Source organism: Streptomyces sp. NPDC041940 (genome assembly GCF_055589465.1).
In genome coordinates this window covers 1-26,558 of record NZ_JBVJBP010000024.1, presented here as the reverse complement: position 1 = coordinate 26,558, position 26,558 = coordinate 1, and the positions used below count along the sequence as shown (strand labels likewise).

Sequence of the window (26,558 nt, the reverse complement as noted above, 5' to 3'; positions counted from 1 at the left end):
TGGCGTGGTACTGCGTGAGAAGCGGTGTGGGAACGGCACCATCACCGCGTCACCGGTCTGCCGGGCCCCCTTGCCCGAACATGCGCGAAGCGCAACCGATGATCTTCACAAACCCCCCTCATTTGTGGACCTTCATAGTTCAACAAAGATTCGCTAGGCGGAACCCTCTTTACTGTTTTGATACCTGTGAAGTGTGGCGAGGGTGCTGGCTGTTGAGGTGTGACGTCCGGTCAAGTGCCTCTTGATGAGGTCTGTTGTTGCTGGCGCAAGGGGGTCTGGGGGCTGTGCCCGCCGCTGGAGGTGGCGAAGGGATCTTCACATTTCCAGGGTGCCGAGTTTGCTGGGAGCGGCGGCGGCGTGAATGCACTCGCGAATCCCGCGCGCCCCCTCGTGCGCCCCCGTGAACACAACTCCGGACCATCGCCGGTTACCCAGGGTTCGCCCAGGCAGAGGCGATGGGGGCGCGGCCGGCGCCGGCATGTCTCACTCTTGGCGCGGACAAGGCTGGTTCAGCGGCCCTCGCGCCTGCCGGGAACGGCGGAAGATCTCCTCGTGGCGGCCGGAGCATCCCCCCTGAGGCCGAGCGGCCGCTCCTGCTGCGGGCGGACGCCCCAGGCGGTGCGTCCTTGGGAAGCTGTCGATCATGACGACCCCCTTGCCGCCGCCCGGCCCGGACGGCCTCCCCTACCACCGCATGGGCCACCTCACGGGCCGTCACCGCTGGTGGCGGCCCGTGGTCGGCACTCTGCTCTTCATGGGTGCCTATCTCATCCTCAGCCTCCTGCTGCTCGCCCTCGCCTACGCCTTCGGGGAACTGGCCGGAAGCCCCGAACTGCCTGACGGCGGACCCGACTTCGGGCTGCTGAGCAATACGGCACTGAACCTGACGTACATCGCGATCGCCCTGCCGCTGGTCCTGCTGGCCGCGTTGTGGCCGGGGCGGCGACCGGCCGGGACGCTGTCGTCGGTGGCCGGACGGCTGCGGTGGCGCTGGCTGGGGTGGTGTCTGCTGGCCAGCGTGCTCCCAGCGGCCGTGCTGACGGGGACCGCGTTTCTCCTCTCCTACGGTGAGGCCGGCGCGGGGGAGTCCGAGGTGTGGGTGGGCTGGGGGTCGTTCCTCACGTCCATGGGCGTGCTGGCCGTCTTCGTCCCCGCGCAGGCCGCGGCCGAGGAGTACGTCTTCCGGGGCTGGCTGACGCAGTCGGTCGGTGCGTTCGCCCGTTCTCCCTGGTTCGCGGTGCTCCCGCAGGCCGTGCTGTTCGCCGCCGCCCACGGCTGGGGCACCACGTGGGGCTTCGTCGGCCTGGTGGTCTTCGGTGTGGTGGCGGGCTGGCTGACCATCCGTACCGGTGGCCTGGAGGCCGCCGTCGCGCTGCACGTCCTGAACAACCTGGTGGCCTTCGGCACCCTCGCGGCGGTCGTCGACGGGCTGACATCGGAGGACACCGCGGCCGACTCGCCCTGGCCACTCGCCCTCGCGGACGTGGCGACGACCCTGATGTACGCGGCACTCGTCCTGTGGCTGGCCCGACGCCACCGGCCGCAGCGCCACGCCCAGCCGATACCCACCCCGCCGCCCGCCCCGTACCCGCCGTACGCCTCGTACCCGCCGTACGGCATGCCGTACGGGGCCGTGCCCGGCCGCCCCTACGGGGTCCCGGGCGGAGTCACGCCGCCGCCGGGAACCGGTACCGCACCTCATGGAGACATACCGCCCGCTCCGGGGCCGTAGCCCCGGGGCAAGCCGTGGGCGCTGGTGGCCCCGCCCCGTCGCCGAGGCGGGACAACCGGTCCTACGGCGCGGGATCGAACGTCACGGTGGTGTCGGGACAGTCCTGCGCGAGCCGGGTGAGTGCCTCGAACTCGACGGTGTCGACGGTGAGGCCCCAGCGGAGCTTGGTCCCGACCCACTCCGAGATGTACCGGCACGTGACGCCGGCGGCCGGCGGCAGCCACTCGGCCGGGTCCTTGTCGGCCTTGCTGCGGTTCGAGGCCGCGGTGACCGCGATGAGGGAGGTCAGGGCGTCGAGGTCGTTGGCGTACGCCTCACGCCGCTGGGCGGTCCATTGCGAGGCCCCGGAATCCCAGGCCTCGGCGAGCGGCACCATGTGGTCCACGTCCAGACCGCTGGCCTCGGTCACCCACCTCGCGTCGTAGTACGACCACCACCGCCCTCCGGAGAGCCTGCACCCCGCGAGGACCTCGGGCGGGTCGACCGCCTCGGAGATGAGCACCTCCGCGCGCGTGTTGCAGCCGTCGGTGGGGTTCTGGCCCGCGTTCCAGTGCCGGAAGCTCGTGCGCTGGTAGCCCTCCCGCACCTCCTCCGCCAGGGGCAGGACGCCGACCGCGGTCGCCATCGGGAGACTGCGAGGCTCGGCGGCCCGGCCGTGCGCCTGGGCCGGGGTGGATACCAGCAGGGGAAGGACTACGAGTGCGACCGCGAGCGCGGCACGCCTGAGGTTTCTGATCACGCATCGCAGAATCGATGGCGTGTACCTCGTTCGAGGGGTGCGACTCGAACGGATGCGCCATATGGATGCGCGGGTTCACCGGGCAGGTGTTCTACGAGACACCCTTACGAGGGGCTTGAGGGCCCCTGCCCTGTGCCGGCAGCCCGAGGGCGCCGTCGATGCCTGCGTCTGTGCCGTGCTCGGCCGGGCGCCGGTTGTGGGTCAGGGGCCGCCGACCGCGTGGAAGTCGAGGTTGGTGACGCTGTGGTGCCAGGCCAGGGCCACGAGTATGAGGAGCGCGCCGTACATGGTGGCGGGGACGGTGATCCAGGCTGAGAGGTGCGGGGCGGCCTTGACCAGCATCAGAACGATGTAGAGCACGTCGATGAGACCGACGCCCAGGTAGGCGACGAGGGTCGCGGCGCGCTGCCGACGGGCGGCCGTGTGCAGGTTGGAGGCCCGTTCGCTGGCGGTCACGCCGAGGACGGCCCGGTCCAAGTGGGGGCCGCTCGGAGGTTCCACCGCGTCCAGGAGCGCCTTCTCGAGGGTGAGGATGGAGCGGGCCCGGACGGCGGCCAGGTTGACCAACTGGGCCTGGAAGGCCAGGACGCAGATCAGGGGGAACGGCAACAGGCTGATGGCCCAGCCCAGCAGATCGAGCTTGTCGTAGAAGGCGATCGTGCCCACGAGATAGGTGACGGCGGCACCCATGGTGGCGAGGCTGACGGTGAGAGTGCTGGAGCGGTCGGCACGGTCGGACTGGTAGATGGCGGTGAGCACGTGCAGGTGGTCGGACAACGAGGCTCCTTCGGAGATCGGCGGCTCCTCAGCACGCGCGGTTCACGGCGTCGGTGATGCGCCCCTCAGCCGCTGCAGGGCGGACAGCAACGCGGACTCGGCTTGATCGAGGGCGCCTCGGCGTCCCAGTAGCCGCTCCGTCTCGCCGAAGCGGTCGGCCGCGTCGCGATAGCCGAGGGCGCGCAGGGCGGCTACGCGATCGGGCGAGAAGTTCAGCAGACCGGTCAGCGGACCGAGCGGGCCCGGCGGGACGACCGGGAGGCTCGGCCGGATGTCGACGCGGACGAGGCCGGTCGCGGCGCCCGGCGCCACCCGGGCATCGGGATGCAGATGCAGGACGACGAGGATGTCGCAGTGTTCCTCCGAGGCGAACGCGCGTACGGGGGTGCGGTCACCGCGGCCCAGGCCGCCGTCGAGGTAGGCGCATCCTTCGATCACTCGGGTCGGGAAGACGAACGGGAGCGCGGCGCTGGCCAGGACCGCCTCGCGGACCTGCGGTGCGGCCAGGTCGTTGAGCCGGATGATGGTGGCCCGGGCACCGCCCATCCACCGGCCGATCTCCCTGAGGTGCCGCAGCCGCTGGGGCACGGCATGGTGGCCCGCCAGGGGATAGGCGGTGACCCACAGGGGCAGCCCGGCACGGATGCGTTCGGCGTCCACGGCCTCGTCGATCAGTTCTTCGAGCAGGGCGGTCCGCTGCTTGAGAGCCCGCAGGCGCGGGCCCAGACGCCGTAGCTGGCGTGCCGTGCTCTCCATGGCGACTCCGGCCTCGTCCAGCGGCAGCCCCCGGGCCTCGGACGGCGCGACTCCCATGCGGACGGAGAAGCGTTCCCAGAAAGCGGCCAGCCGTTCGACGCCGTGGAAGAAGGACTCCTCGCTGGCCAGCACGGCGCCGTTGAGGGCGCCGATGCTGGTGCCGGCGATCGCGGACACACGGGCGCCTCGCTCCGCCATGTAGTCCAGAACTCCGAGTTCGTAGGCGCCCTTGGCCCCACCGCCGGCCAGCACCAGCCCGATGCGCACGGAGGTGTGCGGGGTGTCTGGCGCCCGGGACCGGCCGACCGGACCGGGGGACGGGTCCTGGTGCGGGGTCCCCGGGCCCTGGTGCCCGGGCCCCGGGCGCCGGGCCACCTCCAGGGCCCTCCGTCCGAGGTCGGTGAAGTCCGCCGGGCCGGTCATGAGGCGCTCCTCGCCTTCTGGAGCCGGGAGCGGCGCGCGGCCGCCTCCGCGAACTGCTCTCCGACCAGTTGCCGCAGCAGTTCCTCCGCGCTCAGGCTGGCGGCGACGTAGCGGGTGCCGTTGCGGACCGCGCCGCGCAGCGCCGTTCTCGCCACGGCGTCGGGGTCCGCGCCCCGCACCGTGGTCGCCGCCGCTGTGCTGAGTGCGGTGCTCAGCGGCCCGCGCGCCCCGGTCAGCTCCTCCCGCAGCCCCTCCCCCAGCAGTTCGGCCAGCATGGCCCGGTGGTCGTCGCCGGGTAACCGGCGGGTGGCCTCGGCCAGCAGGCCGGTCACGGACCTGACGCCGTCGAACCACGGTGTCGGCGGGTCCTGAAGCATGCGGTCGACCAGCTCTTGCTCGACCTGGGCGCCGCGTTCGGTGTCGGAGAACTCTCCGGCGGGGCCGGCTGCGACCTCCCGGGCCAGGAGTACGGCCCCGAAGAGGCGGCCCAGTCCCGGATCGGGGCGGGGGTGGCGCCAGCGTCGAACCGCGTCGTCGATGGCGAGCCTGCTCTCGACCTTGCGCAGCCGCTCGTCGTGCTCGGCCAGCCCGCGCCCGGTCTGTTCGGCGAGTTCCGCCAGCACGAGGGCGAGTTCGCGGATATCGCCCTCGGCCCATTCCAGGCGGCTGTCGAGTTTCTTCACGTCCTCGCGGACCCGGGCCACCTCGTCGGTGACCTCGGCGACGACCAGGTCGGTGACCGCGAGCCGTGCGGTGAGGCTGGACAGCCAGGCCAGGGTGTCGCGTTGAGCGCCGACCAGCGCGCCGGTGACGGCGAGGTCCTGTCTGCGCCTGCGCCCGGTGACCTGGCCCAGCAGTCTGGCGAAGAACCCCTGGCGTACCGTGGCCCGCACGAGGTCGTCCGCGGTGTGCAGATCGTTGAGCAGTTCGAGCAGCAGTCGGTCGTCCACCAGCGGGACGCCTCGGGCGACTTCGCGCGGGTTCAACGGCTGCTTCACGGGCGGCCCTTCGGTGTCACGAACACGATCGGCCGGCTGAGGCTCTGGGGCCGGTCGCCGCCCACGACGTACGCGGGAGCGATCAGGAACTCCGGTTGGGCGTCGTCGGCCTGCCGCTCTTCCCAGGGCTGGTAGTGGTCCGCCGACAGGTCCGTCAGGTCGACGCCGAAGTCCAGTTCGGCGGTGAGCGCAAGGCCCGCCACGCCCTCGCGCAGTTCCGCCGCCCTCCGGAACACGGCGGCGAACTGGCCCCGGAACTGCGTTCCCTCGGTGGCCAGGCCGAGCGCGCGCAGCCGGTCGACGATCTCTTCCTGAGTGCTGGGCATCGGCTGGTCGAGCGGCTGGAACAGGAGCACGACGAGGTGCGCGACGGCCTGGGCGCGACGCCGCGCCAGCTCCGTGCGTCCTTCGTCCCCGTCCTTGGGGCACAGCAGGCGCCCCAGGTCGCGCAGCGCCTGCGTCACCAGCGTCCGGTACGTCTGGGCGAGTTCGAGGTGACGGCGATGGACGTCGGAGGTGGCGCGACCCGCGTCGATCGCGTCGCGCACTCCCTGGTCGCGCAGGGCGTCCAGAAGCAACTCGACGTTGCGTGCCACCGCGTCGAGCCGCTTGCCGAGGCTGTCCACGCTGCGTTGCAGGGCTTCCGTCGTTGCTTCCGTCCGCGTGGTGAGGGCCGCGGTCTGCCGCGCGATGTCCTCGGCGACCTGCTCGCGCAGCCACAGGCACCAGGCAGCGGTGTCGCGCTTGTTCTTTTCCTTCCTGCCCGCTCCCCACCCCCGCGCGGAGCCCTGTTCCACGAACTCGTCGTGCTCCTGGTCCTCGGAGTCGAAGCCGTATGTGCTCCGGTCCATGAATCACCCACCTGCCTTGCCGTGCCGTCCGTACAGTTCCGTGAACGTGATCGTGGCCTTGCGGCGCGCGCCACTGACCCGGTCGCACGTCTCGACCGCGATCTCCGAGCCGCCGAACGCGTAGAAGATGTCGAGCCTGCGTTTGGTGGACGGCAGGTTCACGGACCCGGACACATCCGCGGTGACCGTCCCCACGAGTTCACAGCCCTCCTCGTCGGTGTACTGCGGATCGTCGCTGAAGGTCGCGAGCAAAGGGATGTCGAAGGTGCGGACGCTGCGTTCCGTCACCCTGAGGTTGTCCTCGACGACCCGGTCGACGGGGACCAGGTCGCCGCGCCACACCATGACGCGGAATCGCCGGTTGCACCTCACCTCCCCTTCGTCGTTGGTGTAGCGCTTGTCCACCGGGTCCACCCCGTCGCGGAAGGGCATGGAGCACCCGAAGCCGTAGGTGTACTTCGAGCGGCGTCCCCAGATGACGGACGGGTCGTAGGCGAAGTGCACGGCCCCGCCGAGGACGGCGACCGCGGGATCCTGCGGGATCACGACCTTGATCTCGCCGCCGAACCGGTGGGCGATCCGGTCCCGCAGATAGGTGGAGCGGGCGAATCCGCCGACGATGAGGATCTGGTCCACGCCCTTGACGGGGCCGCCGTCGAGGACGGTCCGACACTGCCGTTCGATCGTGTCCAGAACCGGCTCGACCACCGAGTCGTGGAGTGCGGTGACCTCCTGCGGGGTCAGGACGAGGTGATAGGGGTCGTCGAAGGCCAGCTCCGTCAGCCGCTCCCTGGTGGACTCCGTGAGTGCCTCCCAGAGTCGGCCGGGTACTTCGATGTCGCAGGAGCTGGTGAGGGTCGGTGTGCCGTCGGGCTCCGTCTCGGAGTGCAGGCCGAGCTTCTGCTCCTCCCAGCGGTCCTCCAGCATGGCTATCTCCCGCGGGTGGGAGACCGTCAGCGCCTTCAACTGCTCGACGCCGAAGCGGTCGGCGAGCACCTGCTCGACGAAGTGCTGGTTGATGTAGGCCGATCCCAGCGGGCCGCCGTCGGCGATGCCGATCTCGGCCAGCCGGTTGGAACCGACGCCTTCCGGGCGGATCTGGTAACTCGTGATGTCGACGGTGCCGCCGCCGCAGTCGACCACCATGAAGCGGCTGCCGGCCGTCGCGACGTCGAGACGGCCTTCGGGCCGCGTCGGTCCGAGCAGGGTGCCGGGGGTGAGGGCGCAGTAGACGGCCGCCGCCTCCGGCTCGCTGACGAGCAGCAGCCGTTCCGCGTCGGCGGGCATGCCGGCCTGTGCCGCGGCGTCACGCATCGCTCGTTTCTCGGAGTCCGTCCAGATCGCGGGTACCGTGATGCACCAGCGGATGTCGTCCTCCGTGAATCCGATGCCGCGGTAGCTGGTCGCCTCGATCTCCTGGAGGGCTGTCCGGTACAGCTTGCCGAGACAGGCCGCGATCAACCTCCGCACCGTCTGGCGGTCGGCCCCGGCAAGGCTGCCGAGGAAGCGTGGTACGTCGACCCGCGGGGCGTCGGACCGCAGCGCCATCTTGAACCTGGTGGCGTATCCGAGACGGTTCGGATTTCCCCGGCTGAGTTCGGTCTGCCAGCGTTTGCGGGCCTCGAATCCGAACTCCACGGCCGTTCCGGACTGATCCACCAGGACGGCCGTCAGATCCTTCGGATAGGAACTGCTGCCGCCATGGGGTACGAAGTCCTGGTAGACGATGTAGCGGTTGTTGACCATGTTCTGCAGATTCGAAACAGTCGCCCAGGCGAATCCGGAGCCATGTGTTCCGAAATCGATGGCCGCGACGACCTTGGGCACGAACGCGCTGACGGACGGTGAATGGCTCAACCCAGCCCTCCCCCTCAGACCGGATGCGGGCAGGGGACAGGAAGAATCGCGCTCGCCGGTCCCCACCCTCGTACGCGCGAACCGGCCTGCAGAGTGGCCGATTCAACGCGTTCTTCATTCCCACGGGGCCGCTGTGAAAACACATAACAATGTTGTCGGTCAGGGGATCGTGCGGCGTTGTCCCGGCAGGAATTCCCGAGTGTGACGCACCTCGTAGGCCACACATCTCGCATCGGCTACCGCCCGCCGATGACGCGCGGCCCGAACGATTCTGTTCGAGAGGATCAAATTTCTGATCGATGTCTTTCGCCGGTGTCTATGTGGACACGAACCCAGCGGAACGACACGAGAGCGGCCCAGCACGTGTTCATGTGGGCCGCTCTCGGCTTCTCAGGCGGGACCCGGATCGAAGATCTCGTGTCCACCGACCCGGCGCCAGATGACGTGCGGCTCGCCTGCGCGGAGTTCATCTCCGTACTGCCAGGTGGCGCGCCCGTCAGGCGCCCAGGTCATTTCCATGACGGGGCGCTCGCCGTCAGGGAGTCTGACTCCCTGGACCGGCTTGATTCGGAGGCCGGGCCGAAACTGCCCAGTCGCGACGTCCGGTACGAATTTGTTCCGGACGGTGTCCTCGAACCGCTCTCGCTCCTTCGGGAGGAGCTTCTTGAAGTCGCGGTCGAAGCGGGCAGTCGTCGCGAAGGTCGGCAATAGGGCCTCCAGGGGGTCGGGGTCAGCTCTCCTTGTCGAGGTGCGCGAACATGCCGTCCACGTCCTCGTGGCGGGTCGTGCGCCCAGCCGCGATGTCCTCACTGGCCTCGCGCTCACCGGCCTGCCACCGCTCCGTCCAGAACCAGGCCTGATCGGTGCGGATCTTCCTCAGTCCGTGAACCTCGACGACGCCGGCGTCATTGATCTCGAACTCAAGCTCGTCACCTGGGGAGACCCCCAGCGCCTCGCGTACGCCTGCGGGCAGCGTCAGCTGCCCCTTGTCGCGCACGCTGGCCTGGAACGTAGCCGCAGCCATGGATGACCTCCCACTCTCACCTTCCATGTCTCCTTCGCTACTCAGGCTACCCAGTGATACGTCAAATTGCGACTCTCCAACTTTCCGACTTTCTCACAATCTACCATCCGGCGGCTTCGGTCCATCAGCGGTGGAACATCGCGACGGGCCTGTGAACGACGACGTCCCCTGCTGTTCCTTCACAGCAGGGGACGTCGGAAACAACCGCGACAGGGGAAGAGCTACTTCACCGGCTCCGGCTCCGGCGCGTTCTCCGAGTCTGCCGTGCCCGCCGGCGGCTCGCCGCCGCCGTTGTCGTCATCGTCGTCGCCGTCGGAGCCCTCCGCGGGGGCCGGTGTCTTGACGGAGTCCAGCAGGAGCTGGGCCACGTCCACGACGGTGATCGACTCCTTGGCCTTGCCGTCGTTCTTCTTGCCGTTCACGGAGTCCGTGAGCATGACGAGGCAGAACGGGCAGGCCGTGGAGACGATGTCGGGGTTGACCGACAGGGCCTCGTCGACGCGCTCGTTGTTGATGCGCTTGCCGATGCGCTCTTCCATCCACATCCGGGCGCCACCGGCGCCGCAGCAGAAGCCCCGCTCCTTGTGGCGGTGCATCTCCTCGTTGCGGATGCCCGGGACGCTGGCGATGATCTCGCGCGGGGGCGTGTAGATCTTGTTGTGGCGGCCCAGGTAGCACGGGTCGTGGTAGGTGATGATGCCCTCGACCGGCGTGACCGGGACCAGCTTGCCCTCGTCGACGAGGTGCTGGAGCAGCTGGGTGTGGTGGATGACCTCGTAGTCGCCGCCGAGCTGCGGGTACTCGTTGCCGATCGTGTTGAGGCAGTGCGGGCAGGTCGCGACGATCTTCTTCGCGGACTTGGGCTTGCGGGACTCGTCGGTGACCTTGCCCTCGTCGTCCATCTCCTCGCCGAAGGCGGCGTTGAGGGACATGACGTTCTCCATGCCGAGTTCCTGGAACAGCGGCTCGTTGCCCAGGCGGCGGGCGGAGTCACCCGTGCACTTCTCGTCGCCGCCCATGATGGCGAACTTGACGCCGGCGATGTTCAGCAGCTCGGCGAAGGCCTTGGTGGTCTTCTTCGCGCGGTCTTCCAACGCGCCCGCGCAGCCGACCCAGTACAGGTACTCGACCTCGGACAGGTCCTCGATGTCCTTGCCGACGACCGGGACCTCGAAGTCGAGCTCCTTCAGCCACTCCAGGCGCTGCTTCTTCGCCAGGCCCCAGGGGTTGCCCTTCTTCTCCAGGTTCTTGAGCATCGTGCCCGCCTCGGACGGGAACGAGCTCTCGATCATCACCTGGTAGCGGCGCATGTCGACGATGTGGTCGACGTGCTCGATGTCCACCGGGCACTGCTCGACACAGGCACCGCAGGTGGTGCAGGACCACAGGACGTCCGGGTCGATGACGCCGTTCTCCTCGGCGGTGCCGATCAGCGGGCGCTCGGCCTCCGCGAGGGCGGCCGCGGGGACGTCCTTGAGCTGCTCCTCGGAGGCCTTCTCCTCGCCCTCCATCGTCTTGCCGCCGCCGGCCAGCAGGTACGGCGCCTTGGCGTGCGCGTGGTCCCGCAGGGACATGATCAGCAGCTTGGGGGAGAGGGGCTTGCCCGTGTTCCACGCCGGGCACTGCGACTGGCAGCGGCCGCACTCGGTGCAGGTGGAGAAGTCCAGCAGGCCCTTCCACGAGTACTGCTCGACCTGGGAGACGCCGAAGACGTCGTCGTCGCCGGGGTCGGTGAAGTCGATCGGCTTGCCGCCGGACGTCATCGGCTGCAGGGCACCGAGGGCCGTGCCGCCGCTCGCCTCGCGCTTGAACCAGATGTTCGGGAACGCCAGGAAGCGGTGCCAGGCCACACCCATGTTGGTGTTGAGCGAGACCACGATCATCCAGACGAACGAGGTGCCGATCTTGATCGTCGCGACCAGGTAGACCAGGTTCTGCAGCGCCGCGACGCTCAGTCCCTTGAAGGCCAGGACCAGCGGGTACGAGGCGAAGTACGCCGCCTCGTAGTGCTCCACGTGGTGCAGCGCGCCCTCCAGGCCCCGCAGCACGTAGATCGCCAGGCCGATGGTGAGGATGACGTACTCGACGAAGTAGGCCTGACCGGCCTTGGAGCCCGCGAAGCGGGACTTGCGGCCCGGGCGCGACGGCAGGTTCAGCAGGCGGATCGCGATGAGCACCGCGATGCCCAGCACCGTCATCACACCGATGAATTCGATGTACAGCTCGAACGGCAGGAAGCCGCCGATGACGGGCAGCACCCAGTCGGCCTTGAACAGCTGCCCGAAGGCCTGCGCCAGGGTCGGCGGCAGCGTCAGGAACCCGACGGCGACGAACCAGTGGGCGACACCGACGATGCCCCACCGGTTCATGCGCGTGTGCCCGAGGAACTCCTTCACCAGGGTCACGCTGCGCTGGTAGGGATTGTCGGTCCGGGCACCCGCCGGGACCGGCTGGCCCAGCTTGAAGTACCGGACGAACTGGCCGATCGCGCGTGCGAGCAGCGCGACGCCGACCACGGTCAGAACCAGCGACACGATGATCGCGGCGAGTTGCATGGGGGCTCCTCGGGCCTGCGAGGGGTTTCGTCGGGAAAACCTGTCGTCAACGAAGGTTCCCGAAATTACTAAGCGGTAACTTATGCAGTCCGTTTGAGACTACCCCTATCCTCTGTCGCACTGTAGCCAGCCCTGCGGTGATCTGCGTCGCTGAGGGTTACCTGAGTGGGACGGCGCCTCAGAGCAGCGGGTCGAGGAGGAGGCGGCGGACCGGGTGGTTGCGGGTGCGGTGGCGCCAGCGCAACTCGGAGGACCGGTTGATTCCCATGATCCACACCCCGGTGACGACGAGCACGCCGATCACGGCGGCAGGAGTGTTCCAGATCTCCTTCATCGCGACATAGCTCAAGGCCTTCGCGGCGACCAGCCCCACGAGCAGCGTGATGGCCGCCGGGACGTGCAGCGGGCGCGGCCCGCGCTTGATGACCACCGGGGCCAGCCAGCCGACACCGATCACCACGAGCCCCGCCCAGACCGGCCAGACCGGTTCCAGGGGCCGTGCGCCGGTGGTCGCCATCAGCGCACGCCACAGGCCGAGAGCCGACAGCGCGCCCCAGATCACGAAGACGGAGCGGGTGTAGCGGTTGCGGGTCAGGAAGACGTACTCGTGCGAGCGGAGCTCGTCCGGCTTCGCGTCCCAGACCCGGATGTCCACGGGTTCCTGGGATTGGAGCAGAGCCACGAGCACTCGGAGCCGCCAGCGGGGCGGGAGGAGCCGGGCGAGCCCTGTGCGGAGGTCGGAGAGACTGTTGCGTTCGAGGATTTCCAGTGCCGTGTCGAGCACCTGGGTCAGTCCGGGGGGTTCCTCCTGCGGTCGCTCTCGTCCGCTGAGGTACTCCGACTCCAGGAGCCTGGCCAACTCGTTCGGGTGGATGACGGGGGCCTCGGGATCGGTACGGTCGACGCGCAACTCCGGAAGGACGGATTGCAGCGCGGTCACCTGCGCGGCGGCGATCCGCAGCGGTGCACCGTGCTCGAAGAAATCCCATGGCCTGTTGTCATGGATGATGAACAGCGGGGCGATGAGCCTCGGATCCGGGGCGGGGACGTCGGTGGGCGCATTCCACACCATGGCGTAGGAGCTGTAGAAGATCTCCGCGATCCGTCCCGCGATCCTGACCAGGGCGTCGTCGGGCCCCTGTGCGAAGGGCCGCCAGACCCACTCCCAGCCCCAGGTCCGCTCGGCCGGCGGCACCGGTGCGGTGCGCAGCGCGGCGGCGATCTCGGGGACCGTGAGCAGTTCCCCGAGGCAGAAGGCGATGAGTTCCAGGTGCTGCGGCTCCTGGGTCTTCCACAACCGCTCGTTCAAAGCCAGCGCAGCCTTCGGCGTACGGATCGACCACAGCGTCCGATACGCCTCCGGCTGCCACCGCGACCAGTGGCTGAACGCCGGCACCGCCAGATCCCCCATCGACGCGAGCGCCAGCCAGGCGGGGTCGGTTGGCTCCGACAGCTGGCGGCTGAGCACCTCGGCCACCTGCGGCAGGTTCGTCGCCGCGAGCGCGCGTGCCGCAGCCAGGGCACGGGCGGGGTCGCCGGTCTCCGTCGCCGTCCGGCGCAGGAACTCGAAGACCTCCGTGCCGTGTCGCCGCCGGTCGGCCGCCACCAGTCCGAAGGCGGCGATCTCCGCCTCTTCGCCGTGACCGTCAGGCCCGTCGGCCGTCCCCAGCCGGGCGCGGAAGTGGCCGAGGATCTCCTCCGCCAGGGCGTCGTCCACGGTGTGCGCGTCGGCCAGGCACTGGAAGGCGAGGACCGGGTCGCCGGAGAAGACCTGGCGGATGACCTCCGAGGAGTCGTGCGGCTCCACTCCGCACCACAGCCTGACGGTCTCGCGCCACGCCTGCGGATCCGCGGTGTAGCGCCGGAGCAGGGCCCGCGGGTCGGCCGCGAGTTCGATGGCGGCCAGGCACTCCTGGAGGGTCAGGTGGGCGAACTGGTAGCGCTCGCCGTTGTCGACGACGAGCAGCAGCCCGCTGCGGTGCGCGATCTCCCGGATCACCTCCTCGGCCTGGAGCGGATCCCGGCCCTGTCGTTCCAGGACGGTCCGGGTGGTCGACAGCACGACGGCCTCGGGCAGTGCGAGCCGGTCGTGTGTGTCCGAGGGGACGTCCTGGGCGACTAGGGCGAGGCGGCGCAGCACCGCCTTCTTCAGCGGGTGCGGGAAGACGGACTGCCGGCGGCGGTCGATCAGGAGGTTGTCGATCACCTGCTTGTAGAACTCGGACCGGGTGTGCGGCAGGACCTGGTCCGTTCCCGCGTACACGAAGTCGTAGAGGTACGCGATCATCGTCAGGAGCAGGGGGTTGCGGGCCAGGGACATGATCTGCGGGGTGTCCCGCAGGGCGCCGAGCAGTTGCTCCACGCTGTCCGATGCCGTCCCGGCCTGCCAGGGCCAGCCGCCGAGGAAGCGGCGGATCAGGTGCTCGTCGAAGTCCTGCACGCGCAACGTCTGGTGGAACTCGGTGAACTGGCCCTCGTACACGGCGACACGGCAGGTGACCACGAGCCGGCACTCGGGGTGGGTCTCGGCGAAGTCCTTGATCATGTCGACGATCCGGTCGCGGATGTCGCTGTTCACCTCGTCGAGCCCGTCCAGGTAGAGGGCCAGGTCGCCGCGGTCGAGCGCGCCCGCCACCCAGGTGCCGGCCCGGGGGAAGCCGTGCCGCTCGAAGTGCCGGACGATGTGCTGCTCCAGACCGGCCGTGGCGTCCTTGTTCAGGCGGTGGAGTTCCAGCAGGACCGGGATGTCCCTGAGGTCGCCCAGGTCGACCCGGCGGCGGCCCTCGCGGATCCTGGGCCGTGCCCACATCAGTGCCTCGTGGCGCAGCAGCATCGTCTTGCCGGCACCCGGGACGCCCAGGACCACACTGTGGCGGGCTTCGCGCAGGGAGGCCGCGAGTTGGTCGCCCGACCCGCCGCGCAGGGGTACGTAGACCGAAGCCATGGGCAGTTTGAGCGCCTCGTCGACCTGGAAGGAGACCGGGAACTCCTTGTGCCGGCGGTAGACCTCGCGGGTGTACTTGGCGAGGGCGGCCCGGCGCAGCAGGCGGCTGCCGGCGAATCGGCCGTACAGGAAGTCGAGGAGCACCTTCGCCTTGGTGCCGAGCCAGTCCTTGAGCGCGAGAACGGCGATGCCGAGCAGAAAGCCCCCGAGCCCCACCGACCAGGTCCCCAGCACGTCCCCCATCGCGGCCTCCCCCTGAGCCCTGCCACGGTTCGAGGCGTCTCAGGCTCCCACAAGGCGCCGGAGAGAAGGGCTGGTTCGACCTGTTGTTTCCCCGCCGCAGCCGTCACGACGCCCGGGATGATCGTGTTATTCCGGTCTAATCACCCCAATAACCCCTATTTTGGTTCCGTGCTCTATGGGATCAGTGCCGCCGCCATCGCCCTGCTGCTCACCGCCCTGCTCGCCGCTCTCCTCCGGGCGCCCGCCCGGTGGGTGCGGCTGGTCGATCGGCGGCGGCAGCGGGAGGTGCCGCTGTCCGGTGGTGTGGCCGTCGTGGTGGTCACCGGGGTGGTGGTGTGCGGCTACGGGTGGGTGGAGGGTGTGCCGACCGGGGGCGAGGTGCGGGAACTGCTCGTCGCCGGGGGTGTGGTGGCCCTGCTCGGGCTGGTCGACGACGTGTGGCGGCTGCGGCGGAGGGTGCTGTTCGCCGGTACGGCCGCGGCGGCCGCGTGCGTCGTGCCGTACGGGGAGACGGGGGTGGGGACCGGGCTGCTGGCCGTCGTGTGGGTCGCGGGGCTGACCCTCGGGTTCCGGGGGGTCGATCACGCCGACGGGCTCGCCGGGACCGTGGGGGTCGTGACCGCCTTCGGGGTGGGGGTCTGTGCCGCGGTCGAGGTGATGGACGGGATCGCCGTACTGATGAGCGTGCTGGCCGCCGCGCTGACCGGGTTCCTGATGCACAACTGGCATCCGGCCCGGGTCGGGCTCGGGGCGTGCGGGTCCATGCCTGCGGGGTTCGTGATCGCCCTGGGGGCCGTGTACGCGCGGGCCGGGTCCGGGATCGGGGAGAGCGCGGGGGTGCTGTTCGCCCTGACCGCCCTGGTGTGCGCGGATGCCGGGCTGGTGCTGCTGTCGCGGCGGCTGGCCGGGCGGGCCGTGCTGCGCGGCGGGCCGGACCATCTCGCGCACCGGCTGCGGCGGCTCGGGCTGACCGCGCCGGGGGCGAGCCTGCTGCTGGGGACCGGGGCGTTGTCCGGGGTGGCCGTCGGGGTACTCGCGCACGCCGGCTGGGTCGGCAACGACGTGCTGTGGTGGGTGGCGGGGTCGGCGCTCGTCGTCGTCCTCGCTGTGTCACGCGTCTCGGTGTCCCCCTCCCGAGGCCCCAAGGCTCCTCGACGTGAGATGTCGCCGCAGGTCAGAGCCCCGTTGCGTGTAAGGAACGGATAAGAGTTGAGTCCGGTCGACTCACCTCTGTTGACCGGTCGGGGGGTCTCGTGCACACTTGAGTCCGTTCCACTCAAGTCAGCTGGAGGAATCAACCATGGCACGTGCGGTCGGCATCGACCTGGGCACGACTAACTCCGTCGTCAGCGTTCTGGAGGGCGGCGAGCCCACCGTCATCACCAACGCCGAGGGCGCCAGGACCACGCCGTCCGTCGTCGCCTTCGCCAAGAACGGTGAAGTGCTCGTCGGAGAGGTGGCCAAGCGCCAGGCGGTCACGAACGTGGACCGGACCATCCGCTCCGTCAAGCGGCACATGGGCACGGACTGGAAGATCGAGCTCGACGGGAAGCCCTTCAACCCGCAGCAGATCAGCGCCTTCGTGCTCCAGAAGCTGAAGCGGGACGCCGAGTCCTACCTGGGCGAGAAGGTGACCGACGCGGTCATCACCGTCCCGGCGTACTTCAACGACTCCGAGCGTCAGGCCACGAAGGAGGCCGGCGAGATCGCCGGTCTGAACGTGCTGCGCATCGTCAACGAGCCGACCGCCGCCGCCCTGGCATACGGCCTCGACAAGGACGACCAGACCATCCTGGTCTTCGACCTCGGTGGCGGTACGTTCGACGTCTCGCTGCTGGAGATCGGCGACGGCGTCGTCGAGGTGAAGGCCACCAACGGTGACAACCACCTCGGTGGTGACGACTGGGACCAGCGCGTCGTCGACTACCTGGTCCAGCAGTTCCAGTCCGGCCACGGCGTGGACCTGGGCAAGGACAAGATGGCCCTGCAGCGTCTGCGCGAGGCCGCCGAGAAGGCCAAGATCGAGCTGTCCTCGTCCAGCGAGACCTCGATCAACCTGCCCTACATCACCGCCTCCGCCGAGGGCCCCCTGCACCTCGACGAGAAGCTCACCCGCGCCCAGTTCCAGCAGCTGACCGCGGACCTGCTGGAGCGCTGCAAGACGCCGTTCCACAACGTCATCAAGGACGCCGGGATCAACCTCTCCGAGATCGACCACGTCGTTCTCGTCGGTGGCTCCACGCGTATGCCCGCCGTCGCCGAGCTGGTCAAGGACCTGACCGGCGGCAAGGACGCCAACAAGGGCGTCAACCCGGACGAGGTCGTCGCCATCGGCGCCGCCCTGCAGGCCGGTGTCCTCAAGGGCGAGGTCAAGGACGTCCTGCTCCTCGACGTCACCCCGCTGTCCCTCGGTATCGAGACCAAGGGCGGCATCATGACCAAGCTCATCGAGCGGAACACGACGATCCCGACCAAGCGGTCCGAGATCTTCACCACCGCCGAGGACAACCAGCCCTCCGTGCAGATCCAGGTCTACCAGGGCGAGCGCGAGATCGCGGCGTACAACAAGAAGCTCGGGATGTTCGAGCTGACCGGTCTGCCCCCGGCGCCCCGCGGCGTCCCGCAGATCGAGGTGTCCTTCGACATCGACGCCAACGGCATCATGCACGTCACGGCGAAGGACCTCGGCACCGGCAAGGAGCAGAAGATGACCGTCACCGGCGGCTCCTCGCTGCCGAAGGACGAGGTCGACCGCATGCGCCAGGAGGCCGAGCAGTACGCGGAGGAGGACCACAAGCGCCGCGAGGCCGCCGAGTCCCGCAACCAGGGCGAGCAGCTCGTCTACCAGACCGAGAAGTTCCTCAAGGACAACGAGGACAAGGTCCCGGGCGAGATCAAGACCGAGGTCGAGGAAGCCGTCACCGAGCTGAAGGAAAAGCTCAAGGGCGAGGACTCGGCCGAGATCCGCACCGCCACCGAGAAGGTCGCGGCCGTCTCGCAGAAGCTCGGCCAGGCCATGTACGCGGACGCCAACGCCGCGCAGGCCGCCGGCGGGCCCGAGGGTGCCGCCGAGGGTGGCGCCAAGGCCGCTGACGACGACGTCGTCGACGCCGAGATCGTCGACGAGGACCGGAAGGACGGTGCCGCGTGACGGAGGAGACCCCGGGCTTCGACGAGCAGCAGCCCGACGTCCCTTCCGGCGCCACCTCCGATGACGCCGAGCCGAAGGCCGCCTCCCCCTCCGAGGAAGGGGCGGCCCCGGCCGGGGACACGGGACAGGACGTGGCCCTGGTGGCCCAGCTGGACCAGGCCCGCACCGCGCTCAGCGAGCGCACGGGCGACCTCCAGCGCCTCCAGGCCGAGTTCCAGAACTACCGCCGCCGGGTCGAGCGCGACCGGATCTCGGTCAAGGAGATCGCCATCGCGAACCTCCTGACCGAGCTCCTGCCCGTGCTCGACGACATCGGCCGCGCACGCGAACACGGCGAACTGGTCGGCGGCTTCAAGTCCGTCGCCGAGTCGCTGGAGAGCACCGCGGCGAAGATGGGCCTGCAGCAGTTCGGCAAGGAGGGCGAGCCCTTCGACCCGACGATCCACGAAGCCCTGATGCACAGCTACGCGCCGGACGTCACCGAGACGACGTGCGTGGCGATTCTGCAGCCCGGGTACCGGATCGGCGAGCGCACCATCCGCCCCGCGCGGGTGGCGGTGGCCGAACCCCAGCCGGGGGCACAGACGGTCAAGGCGGACGAGTCCGCCGACGCCGACGACAAGGAGAGCGGTGGCCCGGACGAGGGCTGACGTCATAACGGACGACAGGAAGGAGGGGCGTCGAGGATGAGCACCAAGGACTTCATCGAGAAGGACTACTACAAGGTCCTCGGCGTCCCCAAGGACGCCACCGAGGCCGAGATCAAGAAGGCGTACCGGAAGCTCGCCCGCGAGAACCACCCGGACGCCAACAAGGGAAACGTCAAGGCGGAGGAGCGCTTCAAGGAGATCTCCGAGGCCAACGACATTCTCGGCGACCCCAAGAAGCGCAAGGAGTACGACGAGGCACGCGCCCTCTTCGGCAACGGCGGCTTCCGGCCGGGGCCCGGCGGGAGCGGCGGTTCCTTCAACTTCGACCTGGGCGACCTCTTCGGAGGCGGCGCCCAGGGCCAAGGGCAGGGAGCCGGCGGCTTCGGCGGCGGGATCGGTGACGTCTTCGGGGGCCTGTTCAACCGCGGTGGCGCGGGCGGTCCGGGGACGCGTACGCACCCCCGGCGCGGCCAGGACATCGAGTCCGAGGTCACGCTCAGCTTCACCGAGGCGATCGAGGGCGCGACGGTCCCGTTGCGCATGTCCTCGCAGTCACCCTGCAAGGCCTGCTCGGGCACCGGCGACAAGAACGGCACGCCGCGCGTGTGCCCGACCTGCGTCGGCACCGGGCAGGTCGCCCGGGGCAGCGGCGGCGGTTTCTCCCTGACCGACCCCTGCCCCGACTGCAAGGGCCGCGGCCTGATCGCGGAGCACGCCTGCGAGGTCTGCAAGGGCAGCGGCCGGGCCAAGTCCTCGCGGACCATGCAGGTGCGCATCCCCGCGGGCGTCAGCGACGGCCAGCGGATCCGGCTGCGCGGCAAGGGCGCGCCCGGTGAGCGGGGCGGCCCGGCGGGCGACCTGTACGTGGTCGTGCACGTCGACTCCCACCCGGTGTTCGGCCGCAGGGACGACAACCTCACCGTCACCGTCCCGGTGACCTTCGCCGAGGCCGCCCTCGGCGGCGAGGTCCGGGTGCCGACGCTGGGCGGCCCGCCCGTCACGCTGAAGCTCCCGCCGGGCACTCCCAACGGCCGCACCATGCGCGCCCGGGGCAAGGGCGCGGTCCGCAAGGACGGCACCCGCGGGGACCTTCTGGTCACCGTCGAGGTGAGTGTTCCGACGGACCTGACGGGGAAGGCTCGTGACGCACTCGAGGCGTATCGCGAGGCGACTTCGGGTGAGGATCCGCGGGCGGATCTGTTCCAGGCCGCGAAGGGAGCATGAGTCAGATGGACGGTCGTCGGCGCAATCCGTATGAACTGACCGAGGAAACCCCGGTCTACGTCATCTCGGTGGCGGCCCAGCTGTCCGGCCTGCACCCCCAGACCCTGCGCCAGTACGACCGCCTGGGCCTGGTGTCCCCCGACCGCACCGCCGGCCGGGGCCGGCGCTACTCGGCCCGCGACATCCAGCTGCTGCGCACCGTCCAGCAGTTGTCGCAGGACGAGGGCATCAACCTGGCCGGCATCAAGCGCATCATCGAACTGGAGAACCAGGTCGCCGCCCTCCAGGCCCGTGCGGCCGAACTGGAGAACGCCCTTGAGGGCGCGGCGGCGGCGATGCGCCAGCGCGAGGCGGCGGTGCACGCGTCGTACCGCCGCGACCTCGTGCCGTACCAGGAGGTCCAGCAGAGCAGCGCGCTGGTGGTGTGGCGGCCGAAGCGGCAGCAGCAGTCGGACTGACTGGCTGTCCAGAGTCTGTGAAGGGGCCGGGAGGCAACTCCCGGCCCCTTTCGCATGTCTTGGCCCGGTTTCGCTGGGTCTCCCGTCGATGGGTAGCCCGTGCAGGGAACTTGGAGATGATTCCGCAGAGTCTTCACAACGCTTGCGGAGCGTGGTGTTGTCATCTCGTTAAGTGCTTCCGCTTGACGCTGAGGGCCGCGTCCGCGTTGGCTTTTCAGTCACATGGGCCACAAAGCTGTGCCCACGTCCGAATCACACGTGAAGTGAGCTCCCGACATGCGTCGTCGTATCTCCATATCCGTGGCCGCGGCCGCGATGTCCGTCACTCTCGCCGGGTGCGGCGCGCTCAACGCGACGGGGAGCAGTGACGACGCGAGCCCGGCCAAGGGCAACGACATCACGGTGGGCCTGTTGCTCCCGGAGAAGGCGAACACCCGGTACGAGAACTTCGACTACCCGATCATCAAGACGAAGGTCGAGTCCCTCACCAACAACAAGGGCCGCGTCGAGTACGCCAACGCCGAGGCGGACGCCGACACGCAGGCGAGCCAGATGCAGAAGATGATCGACGACCGGGTCGACGTGATCCTGCTGGACGCGGTCGACTCGCAGGCCATCGCGAGCGGCGTCAAGAAGGCCAAGGAGGCGGGCATCCCGGTGATCGCCTACGACCGGCTGGCCGAGGGACCGATCGAGGCCTACATCTCCTTCGACAACGAACTGGTCGGCGAGGTCCAGGGGCGCACCCTGCTGGAGGCCATCGGCGAGGACGCGAGCCCCTCCGACAAGATCGTCATGATGAACGGCTCGTCGACGGACCCGAACGCCAAGCAGTTCAAGGCGGGTGCGATGTCCGCGCTGAACGGCAAGGTGACGATCGCGCAGTCCTTCGACACCAAGGACTGGAAGCCGGAGAACGCGCAGGCCAACATGGCCGACGCGATCCAGGCGATCGGCAAGGACGACATCGCCGCGGTCTACTCCGCCAACGACGGCATGGCCGGCGGCATCGTCCAGGCGCTGGAGGCCGCGGGCGTGAGTGACCTGCCGCCGATCACCGGGCAGGACGCGGAGCTCCCGGCGGTGCAGCGGATCATCGCGGGCGAGCAGTACATGAGCGTGTACAAGTCGTACCCGCAGGAGGCCGAGAACGCCGCGGAGATGGCCGTGGCCAAGGTCCAGGGCCGGGACATCCAGTTCGCCTCCCTCACCCGCGACAAGGTCGACAGCCCCACCCACAAGGCCATCCCGGCCCAGCTGGTGCCCGTCGTCGCGCTGACGAAGGGGAACATCAAGGACACGGTGGTCGCGGACGACATCTACAAGCTGTCGGACATCTGCACGGCCAAGTACCGCGCCGCGTGCGAGGCGATCGGCCTGAAGTGAGCCGCTCAGCCCCGGTGGGCCGCCTCGCGCTCCGGCACTCCCGGCGCACCGGCCCTCCCGGGCCGTCCGGCCAGGGTGACCGCCCGGAGCAGCCACTCGGCGGGCCCGTGCCGGTGGCGCCGTGTCCACGCCGTGCTGAGGGCGAGCTGCAGCGCGTACACGGCGCCCGCGAGCAGCAGCACGGCCGCCGGCCCCACCTGCCCGTAGAGGGACAGCCCGTACGCCGTGGCCACGAACATCATGATCAGGGACTGCCCGAGGTAGTTCGTGAGCGCCAGGCGCCCCGCCGGGACGAACAGCCGCCGCACCCGGTCTCCCCACGACGAGCGCAGCAGGAGCAGCAGGAGGCAGGCGTACGCGGCCGACAGGGCGGGTGCCGTCAGCATGCCGACGCCGATGCCCAGGAGTTGCCACCGGGCGTCCAGCGGACCGTCCGCCGCGGAGGCGAAGAAGACGGCGCCCGGGACTCCGGCGGTCAGTCCGACGGCCGTGATCCGCAGCAGTCGACGGCGGTCCGCTCCGCCGGCTGCGAGCAGGCGCCGCTTCCCCGCGGCCAGGCCGAGGAGAAACGCGCCGAGCACGCCCGGAGCCATGAGGAGGGCACCGAGGAGCGCCTCGGGCAGCCGGTCCAGGTTCTCCTGGACGACGGTGCCGGGACTGCCTCGGTAGGCCGCCAGGGGCCGCGCGATCGGCTGGTGTGACGCGGGCTCCTCGTCGTCCACCCGCGTGGCCAGCGCCCCCAGCGCGGTGAGGACGACGACGTAGACCCCGTAGATCCAGGCGGCGGCCTTCACCGCGGTGGCCGGCCTGATGCTGCGAGCGCACAGCAGGACCAGGCCCAGGAGGCCGTAGGTCAGCAGGATGTCGCCGCTGTACAGCACGACCGCGTGCGCCAGTCCGAGCAGTACCAGGCCGAGGGACCGGCGCAGAAAGCGCGCGGTGGCGTTTGCTCCGTCCCGCTCGGCGGAGGCCTGTTGCAGGGTGAAGCTGTAGCCGAACAGGAACGAGAACAGCAGGTAGAACTTGAACGCCGCCAGCGCCGTCACCAGCCAGACGGCGGCCTGGTCCCACGGGAGCGCGTCCGGCCGGCGGATCCCCTCGGCGACGTAAGGGTCCATCATCTGGGCGCTGTTGACCACCAGGATGCCCAGCAGGGCGAAACCCCGCAGCGCGTCGACAGCGGGCAGACGCCGGGGGTCCACCCCGGTGTTGACGGTCACGGGGCCTCCGAGGTGTCCGTGGACGGGCCTGGCCGGGACCGTCCTCACAGAGGGTCACACGCCGGCTGCGCCCGCACCACCCCCCTCATGCTTCAGCGGCTCCGTGAGGGGGCGTATTCGGCGGCAAAACGGCTGGAAAAGGGCCGTGACTGCGGGGGAGCCGTGTTGCGGAGCAGGGCCGGTCCGCGCATAGTTGCGCTGCGGAAAGACGGCGACCGGGGGTGAGACGGGCGATGGCCGGGCACGGGGCGGAGGAGCATCCACACGGTGCTGACCGACTGTGCGAGGCCGGGGATCGCGTGTATTCCCGGGCCGTACGGCGGGGCCGCGTGCCGCGCGGGGATGCCGAACCGGTGCCCTGTCTGCTGGAACTCGCCCTGCTGCACCCGGACCCCGACGACATGGACTGGCTGGTGCCGACCTCCCCGCAGGAGGTCATGACCCGGCTGCTGCGCGGGATGTACGACGAGGTCAGCGCCAGTCAGCGGCGGGTGGGTTCGGCGGTGGAGGCCGTCGAGTGGTACGCCGGTCTCGGCCGCCAGGTGCGGCCGGCCCCGCCGTCGGGGGAGGGCTCGGCGATCCGGGTGCTGGACGGACTGGCCCGGATCCAGGCGGCGGTGGACGAGGCGACCCAGGCGTGCACGACCGAGGTGCTCACGGTCCAGCCCGGCGGCATCCGGCGCGAGGCGGAACTCTCCGAGGGCCTGCACCGGGCGCTGGCGCTGCGCGGCCGGGGCGTGCGGATGCGGGACCTGTACACGCATGTCGCCCGGCACGGGCAGGGGCTGCTGACGTATCTGGAGCTGATGGGCGACGCCGTGGAGGCACGCACGCTGGACGAGGTGATCGACCGGCTGATCCTCTTCGACCGGACGGTTGCCTTCATCCCCGCCAACACCGACCGCACGATGGCCCTGGAGCTGCGGCACCCCGCGATCGTCGAGTACCTGGTGACCATGTTCGAGCGCCTGTGGCGCCTCGCCATCCCGCTGACCGCGGCGCTCCCCGAGACCGGCATCGAGGGCATCTCCCACCGGGAGCAGTCCATCGCGGCCCTGCTGGCGGAGGGCCACCAGGACGCGGTGATCGCGGAACGGCTGGGGATAAGCGTCCGGACGTGCCGGGCGCACATCGCCCGCCTCTCGGAGACGCTGGGAGCGGCCAGTCGTACGCAGCTCGGGGTGCGCATCGCCCAGGCAGGTCTGGACGGCCCCCCGCGTTCCGCCGCGTCCCTCAGGGTTCCGGGTCAAGAATCCCCGACCGTCCGATGAGGAACCCCAGCTGCGCGGATCTCCAGGGCGAGGGCCCCCTCGATGTCGGCGGGGACGAAGGCGACCGCCCGGTCGACGACGATGAGCCGGTCGGTGACCTCGTCCAGCGCACGCGCCTCGATGTCGCCCGTCAGCCGTTCCTGGTGCGCGACGGTCAGGGGGGAGTGCCTGGTCGCGGCTCGTGGCGACGGCATAGGCCGCCTCGCCCCGGTCCCTGGTGATTCTGGTGCGGGGCTGGACGGTGAGCAGTTCCCGGGACGCGTCCGCCATGGCCTCCGTGATGGCCTGGTTGATCCGCTCCTTCCGCTCAGGAGTGTCAGCGTCGGGGGCCGGCCGCGGCCGGGTCGTGCCCGTCGGTGGCCAGGAGCGGCCCGAACGTCTCGGCCAGCCGCTCCTCGCGTCGCCGCTCGCTCGCGATGCGTTCCCCGGAGATCCGCAGCGGGCTCCAGCCGGTGGAGGTCGTCGACCGCGGGGTGCAGCAGGCCGAAGGTCACTCGGGGATTCCTCCTTCTCAGTGATCCTGCTGCAGGATCCCCGACTGCGCTATGAGATAGCCGAGTTGGGCACGGCTGCCGCTGCCCAGGGCCGAGGCCAGCTTGGCTATGTGGGCGCGGCAGGTGCGGACGTTCATGCCCAGACGGCGTGCGATGGCCTCGTCGACATGGCCCTCGATCAGGAGCTTGGCTATGGAGTACTGGATGTCCGTGATGCCGCCGCGGGCCGTCTCGTACGGCGTGCCCGTGCTCAGCGGCACCGAGCGGTCCCACAGGTACTCGAAAAGCTTGATGAGGTAGCGGACCAGGCCGGGATGGCGCAGCTCCAGGGCGACCTGCTGGTCGTCGCGCGCGGGGATGAAGGCGACCGACTCGTCGCAGATGATCAGGCGCTCGACGACTTCGTCGATGGTGCGGTACTCCGCCTTGCCGTTGGAGAGCTGGGCGGCGTAGGCCAGCTGCTCGGGGTTGTAGTGGGCGGTGTGCTGATACAGGGTGCGGATGCGCACACCGCGTTCGATCAGCGGCCTGTCCCGCTCCAGCCCGCGCAGCAGGCTGCGCTCGGACATCCGGTCGCTCGGCTGGACGGTGAGCATCTCCGCCTGGCACTGGACGGTGGCCATGTTGAGCGCGGCATTGATACGTTCGCCGCCTTCGAGCACAGTGATGGCGTCACTGGTGGCGGCCAGCTGGGTACCCAGGGCCATGAACGGCTGAAAGGTCTCCGCGAGGCCGGTTGCCAGACGCCGGCGGTCGGCTATCTCCTGCTCCAGCGGGTTGAGCTGCCGGGACAGGGCGACCGCCGGGGGCACCGGACGCAGCCAGTTCGGGTCGTCCGGATCGGGATGAAGCAGGGCGAACTCCACCAGGCAGGGGGCGGGCTCCGCATCCGTACGAGCGATGCGCCCGGCGCGCAGTGCGGCGGCATACAGACGGCCGCCCTCCTCGCACCACTCGGTCATCGCATGGGGATGTGTCGCCTTAGTCCGATTCGCTGCCAAATCTCCACCCCCCAGGGTCCTGAACATGCAGGAACATGATGCATCGATTGTGTGGCCATGACGTGCCCGAATGAGCCATCGTCGTACCTGACGGGGGAAAAGGGGACCTTCAAGTGAGGACGAAGCCGACTATGCGTAACAGAATGCTTCGCTCGGTGCTTGTCGCCGCCTTCTCCGCCGTTGTGGCCCTCGGCACCCTGAGTGGCTTCTCCGATGCGAAGGACGATGTTCGGGCGAACAGCAGCTGGCCGTCTGTTGCCGTGAACACCAACGGCGCGAGCAACAGCAGTTGGCCGAGTTCCGGGGCAGCGGAAACCGGGAGCTGACCGTGACCACTCCACCCGACGACCGCTCCTTCCGCAGAGAGATGGCCACCGCCTACCGCTCCGGCTGGCACTTCATCGACCTGGTCACCGCCATCCCCCACAGTGGTGACTCGTTGATGGTGACCGTCTTCGGCGAGCCGGTGGTCGTCACGCGGGACGAGGACGAGGACGTACGGGCTTACCGGTGCCTGCGGCGGCCTCGGGGGGCGCCGCAGCCTGTGCGGTGCGCCGTACGGTACGGAATGATCTTTGTGAACCTGGACCAAAGGGACCACGAGCAGGTGAACGCCGAATCCCCTGCCCCGCGGACCATCTCTGCCACCCCCCGCAGTGCCTGACGCGATTCCCCCGTCGTAACAGATCGCTCAGGTGCTTCCCCCCGCAGCGGGGGGGGGGGGGGGGGGGGGGGGGGGGGGGGGGGGGGGGGGGGGGGGGGGGGGGGGGGGGGGGGGGGGGGGGGGGGGGGGGGGGGGGGGGG

The 26,558-nt window shown here is 69.8% G+C and carries 23 protein-coding genes; 10 read left to right on the top strand and 13 right to left on the bottom strand.

The features are described from left to right. Nucleotides 1–643: 643 nt before the first annotated feature. Nucleotides 644–1,732 carry a lysostaphin resistance A-like protein gene (locus ACZ6I3_RS31900; RefSeq protein ID WP_469419359.1) on the top strand — a complete coding sequence of 363 codons (1,089 nt, stop codon included), beginning with the start codon at nt 644–646 and terminating at the stop codon, nt 1,730–1,732. Between the two features lie 61 nt (nt 1,733–1,793). Here ACZ6I3_RS31900 and ACZ6I3_RS31895 read toward each other — a convergent pair whose 3' ends face one another. The 10 genes from ACZ6I3_RS31895 to ACZ6I3_RS31850 all read right to left on the bottom strand — a co-directional run bounded on the left by ACZ6I3_RS31895 (nt 1,794) and on the right by ACZ6I3_RS31850 (nt 14,899). Then, complete coding sequence (locus tag ACZ6I3_RS31895; RefSeq protein ID WP_469419358.1) at nt 1,794–2,471, bottom strand: HNH endonuclease family protein; 678 nt, start codon at nt 2,469–2,471, stop codon at nt 1,794–1,796. A gap of 201 nt (nt 2,472–2,672) precedes the next feature. Continuing rightward, on the bottom strand, nt 2,673–3,248 hold the full coding sequence (locus ACZ6I3_RS31890) for a hypothetical protein (protein WP_469419356.1): 576 nt from the start codon (nt 3,246–3,248) through the stop codon (nt 2,673–2,675). Between the two features lie 42 nt (nt 3,249–3,290). Beyond that, a complete protein-coding gene (locus ACZ6I3_RS31885) occupies nt 3,291–4,427 on the bottom strand; it encodes a patatin-like phospholipase family protein (RefSeq protein ID WP_469419355.1) in 1,137 nt (378 codons plus the stop codon). Further along, on the bottom strand, nt 4,424–5,425 hold the full coding sequence (locus tag ACZ6I3_RS31880) for a diguanylate cyclase regulator RdcB family protein (protein ID WP_469419354.1): 1,002 nt from the start codon (nt 5,423–5,425) through the stop codon (nt 4,424–4,426). Before ACZ6I3_RS31880 ends, ACZ6I3_RS31885 begins: the two co-directional genes overlap by 4 nt. After that, nucleotides 5,422–6,276: a hypothetical protein gene (locus tag ACZ6I3_RS31875; protein ID WP_469419352.1), complete on the bottom strand. Its 855-nt coding sequence runs from the start codon at nt 6,274–6,276 to the stop codon at nt 5,422–5,424. Before ACZ6I3_RS31875 ends, ACZ6I3_RS31880 begins: the two co-directional genes overlap by 4 nt. A 3-nt stretch (nt 6,277–6,279) precedes the next feature. Further along, the gene (locus ACZ6I3_RS31870) at nt 6,280–8,133 is read right to left on the bottom strand and encodes an Hsp70 family protein (protein WP_469419351.1); all 1,854 of its coding nucleotides are present in this window, start codon (nt 8,131–8,133) and stop codon (nt 6,280–6,282) included. 390 nt (nt 8,134–8,523) lie between these two features. Next, nucleotides 8,524–8,841 (bottom strand): hypothetical protein, encoded by a 318-nt coding sequence (locus ACZ6I3_RS31865; RefSeq protein WP_469419350.1) that lies wholly within the window; start codon nt 8,839–8,841, stop codon nt 8,524–8,526. Nucleotides 8,842–8,863: 22 nt separating this feature from the next. Then, nucleotides 8,864–9,157, bottom strand: coding sequence for an AbrB/MazE/SpoVT family DNA-binding domain-containing protein (locus tag ACZ6I3_RS31860; RefSeq protein ID WP_079130912.1), 294 nt, complete (start codon nt 9,155–9,157; stop codon nt 8,864–8,866). Nucleotides 9,158–9,378: 221 nt separating this feature from the next. Next, nucleotides 9,379–11,712, bottom strand: coding sequence for a (Fe-S)-binding protein (locus ACZ6I3_RS31855; RefSeq protein WP_469419347.1), 2,334 nt, complete (start codon nt 11,710–11,712; stop codon nt 9,379–9,381). A gap of 178 nt (nt 11,713–11,890) precedes the next feature. Then, entirely contained in the window at nt 11,891–14,899 is a 3,009-nt protein-coding gene (locus ACZ6I3_RS31850) for an NACHT domain-containing protein (protein WP_469419345.1), read from the bottom strand. 168 nt (nt 14,900–15,067) lie between these two features. Between ACZ6I3_RS31850 and ACZ6I3_RS31845 the strand changes: the two genes are divergently transcribed. From ACZ6I3_RS31845 to ACZ6I3_RS31820, 6 genes are all read left to right on the top strand, one after another. Further along, nucleotides 15,068–16,105, top strand: coding sequence for an MraY family glycosyltransferase (locus tag ACZ6I3_RS31845; RefSeq protein ID WP_469419343.1), 1,038 nt, complete (start codon nt 15,068–15,070; stop codon nt 16,103–16,105). A 94-nt stretch (nt 16,106–16,199) separates the two neighbouring features. After that, nucleotides 16,200–18,050, top strand: a complete 1,851-nt coding sequence (gene dnaK / locus ACZ6I3_RS31840) for a molecular chaperone DnaK (RefSeq protein ID WP_469419342.1) — start codon at nt 16,200–16,202, stop codon at nt 18,048–18,050. After that, on the top strand, nt 18,047–18,700 hold the full coding sequence (gene grpE / locus ACZ6I3_RS31835; RefSeq protein WP_469419340.1) for a nucleotide exchange factor GrpE: 654 nt from the start codon (nt 18,047–18,049) through the stop codon (nt 18,698–18,700). The genes dnaK and grpE overlap by 4 nt, the downstream gene beginning before the upstream one ends. Nucleotides 18,701–18,736: 36 nt before the next feature. Next, nucleotides 18,737–19,924, top strand: a complete 1,188-nt coding sequence (dnaJ, locus tag ACZ6I3_RS31830; protein WP_469419339.1) for a molecular chaperone DnaJ — start codon at nt 18,737–18,739, stop codon at nt 19,922–19,924. Nucleotides 19,925–19,929: 5 nt separating this feature from the next. Then, nucleotides 19,930–20,382, top strand: a complete 453-nt coding sequence (locus ACZ6I3_RS31825) for a heat shock protein transcriptional repressor HspR (protein WP_391101948.1) — start codon at nt 19,930–19,932, stop codon at nt 20,380–20,382. A 276-nt stretch (nt 20,383–20,658) separates the two neighbouring features. After that, the gene (locus ACZ6I3_RS31820; RefSeq protein WP_469419337.1) at nt 20,659–21,768 is read left to right on the top strand and encodes a sugar ABC transporter substrate-binding protein; all 1,110 of its coding nucleotides are present in this window, start codon (nt 20,659–20,661) and stop codon (nt 21,766–21,768) included. A 5-nt stretch (nt 21,769–21,773) separates the two neighbouring features. On the opposite strand, the gene ACZ6I3_RS31815 is transcribed toward ACZ6I3_RS31820, so the two are convergent. Beyond that, nucleotides 21,774–22,988 carry a DUF418 domain-containing protein gene (locus ACZ6I3_RS31815; RefSeq protein ID WP_469419336.1) on the bottom strand — a complete coding sequence of 405 codons (1,215 nt, stop codon included), beginning with the start codon at nt 22,986–22,988 and terminating at the stop codon, nt 21,774–21,776. A 233-nt stretch (nt 22,989–23,221) separates the two neighbouring features. Between ACZ6I3_RS31815 and ACZ6I3_RS31810 the strand changes: the two genes are divergently transcribed. Continuing rightward, nucleotides 23,222–24,259: a helix-turn-helix transcriptional regulator gene (locus tag ACZ6I3_RS31810; protein ID WP_469419334.1), complete on the top strand. Its 1,038-nt coding sequence runs from the start codon at nt 23,222–23,224 to the stop codon at nt 24,257–24,259. On the opposite strand, the gene ACZ6I3_RS31805 is transcribed toward ACZ6I3_RS31810, so the two are convergent. Both ACZ6I3_RS31805 and ACZ6I3_RS31800 read right to left on the bottom strand, forming a co-directional pair. Further along, on the bottom strand, nt 24,235–24,453 hold the full coding sequence (locus ACZ6I3_RS31805; protein ID WP_469419332.1) for a hypothetical protein: 219 nt from the start codon (nt 24,451–24,453) through the stop codon (nt 24,235–24,237). The two genes, ACZ6I3_RS31810 and ACZ6I3_RS31805, sit on opposite strands and share 25 nt — an antisense overlap. 317 nt (nt 24,454–24,770) lie before the next feature. Next, on the bottom strand, nt 24,771–25,715 hold the full coding sequence (locus tag ACZ6I3_RS31800) for a helix-turn-helix transcriptional regulator (protein WP_469419330.1): 945 nt from the start codon (nt 25,713–25,715) through the stop codon (nt 24,771–24,773). 182 nt (nt 25,716–25,897) lie between these two features. Between ACZ6I3_RS31800 and ACZ6I3_RS31795 the strand changes: the two genes are divergently transcribed. Next, nucleotides 25,898–26,080, top strand: a complete 183-nt coding sequence (locus ACZ6I3_RS31795) for a hypothetical protein (RefSeq protein WP_469419551.1) — start codon at nt 25,898–25,900, stop codon at nt 26,078–26,080. A gap of 2 nt (nt 26,081–26,082) precedes the next feature. Then, nucleotides 26,083–26,418: a hypothetical protein gene (locus ACZ6I3_RS31790; protein WP_469419328.1), complete on the top strand. Its 336-nt coding sequence runs from the start codon at nt 26,083–26,085 to the stop codon at nt 26,416–26,418. The last annotated feature ends 140 nt before the right edge of the window (nt 26,419–26,558 follow it).

What these genes read in the sequence shown, in the direction of transcription:
- ACZ6I3_RS31805 (WP_469419332.1), bottom strand. Translation starts at nt 24,453, where the DNA reads ATGCCGTCGCCACGAGCCGCGACCAGGCACTCCCCCCTGACCGTCGCG.
- ACZ6I3_RS31900 (WP_469419359.1), top strand. Translation starts at nt 644, where the DNA reads ATGACGACCCCCTTGCCGCCGCCCGGCCCGGACGGCCTCCCCTACCAC.
- ACZ6I3_RS31860 (WP_079130912.1), bottom strand. Translation starts at nt 9,157, where the DNA reads ATGGCTGCGGCTACGTTCCAGGCCAGCGTGCGCGACAAGGGGCAGCTG.
- ACZ6I3_RS31795 (WP_469419551.1), top strand. Translation starts at nt 25,898, where the DNA reads ATGCTTCGCTCGGTGCTTGTCGCCGCCTTCTCCGCCGTTGTGGCCCTC.
- dnaJ (WP_469419339.1), top strand. Translation starts at nt 18,737, where the DNA reads ATGAGCACCAAGGACTTCATCGAGAAGGACTACTACAAGGTCCTCGGC.
- ACZ6I3_RS31875 (WP_469419352.1), bottom strand. Translation starts at nt 6,276, where the DNA reads ATGGACCGGAGCACATACGGCTTCGACTCCGAGGACCAGGAGCACGAC.
- ACZ6I3_RS31810 (WP_469419334.1), top strand. Translation starts at nt 23,222, where the DNA reads ATGGCCGGGCACGGGGCGGAGGAGCATCCACACGGTGCTGACCGACTG.
- dnaK (WP_469419342.1), top strand. Translation starts at nt 16,200, where the DNA reads ATGGCACGTGCGGTCGGCATCGACCTGGGCACGACTAACTCCGTCGTC.
- ACZ6I3_RS31885 (WP_469419355.1), bottom strand. Translation starts at nt 4,427, where the DNA reads ATGACCGGCCCGGCGGACTTCACCGACCTCGGACGGAGGGCCCTGGAG.
- ACZ6I3_RS31800 (WP_469419330.1), bottom strand. Translation starts at nt 25,715, where the DNA reads ATGACCGAGTGGTGCGAGGAGGGCGGCCGTCTGTATGCCGCCGCACTG.
- ACZ6I3_RS31855 (WP_469419347.1), bottom strand. Translation starts at nt 11,712, where the DNA reads ATGCAACTCGCCGCGATCATCGTGTCGCTGGTTCTGACCGTGGTCGGC.
- ACZ6I3_RS31850 (WP_469419345.1), bottom strand. Translation starts at nt 14,899, where the DNA reads ATGGGGGACGTGCTGGGGACCTGGTCGGTGGGGCTCGGGGGCTTTCTG.
- ACZ6I3_RS31825 (WP_391101948.1), top strand. Translation starts at nt 19,930, where the DNA reads ATGGACGGTCGTCGGCGCAATCCGTATGAACTGACCGAGGAAACCCCG.
- ACZ6I3_RS31820 (WP_469419337.1), top strand. Translation starts at nt 20,659, where the DNA reads ATGCGTCGTCGTATCTCCATATCCGTGGCCGCGGCCGCGATGTCCGTC.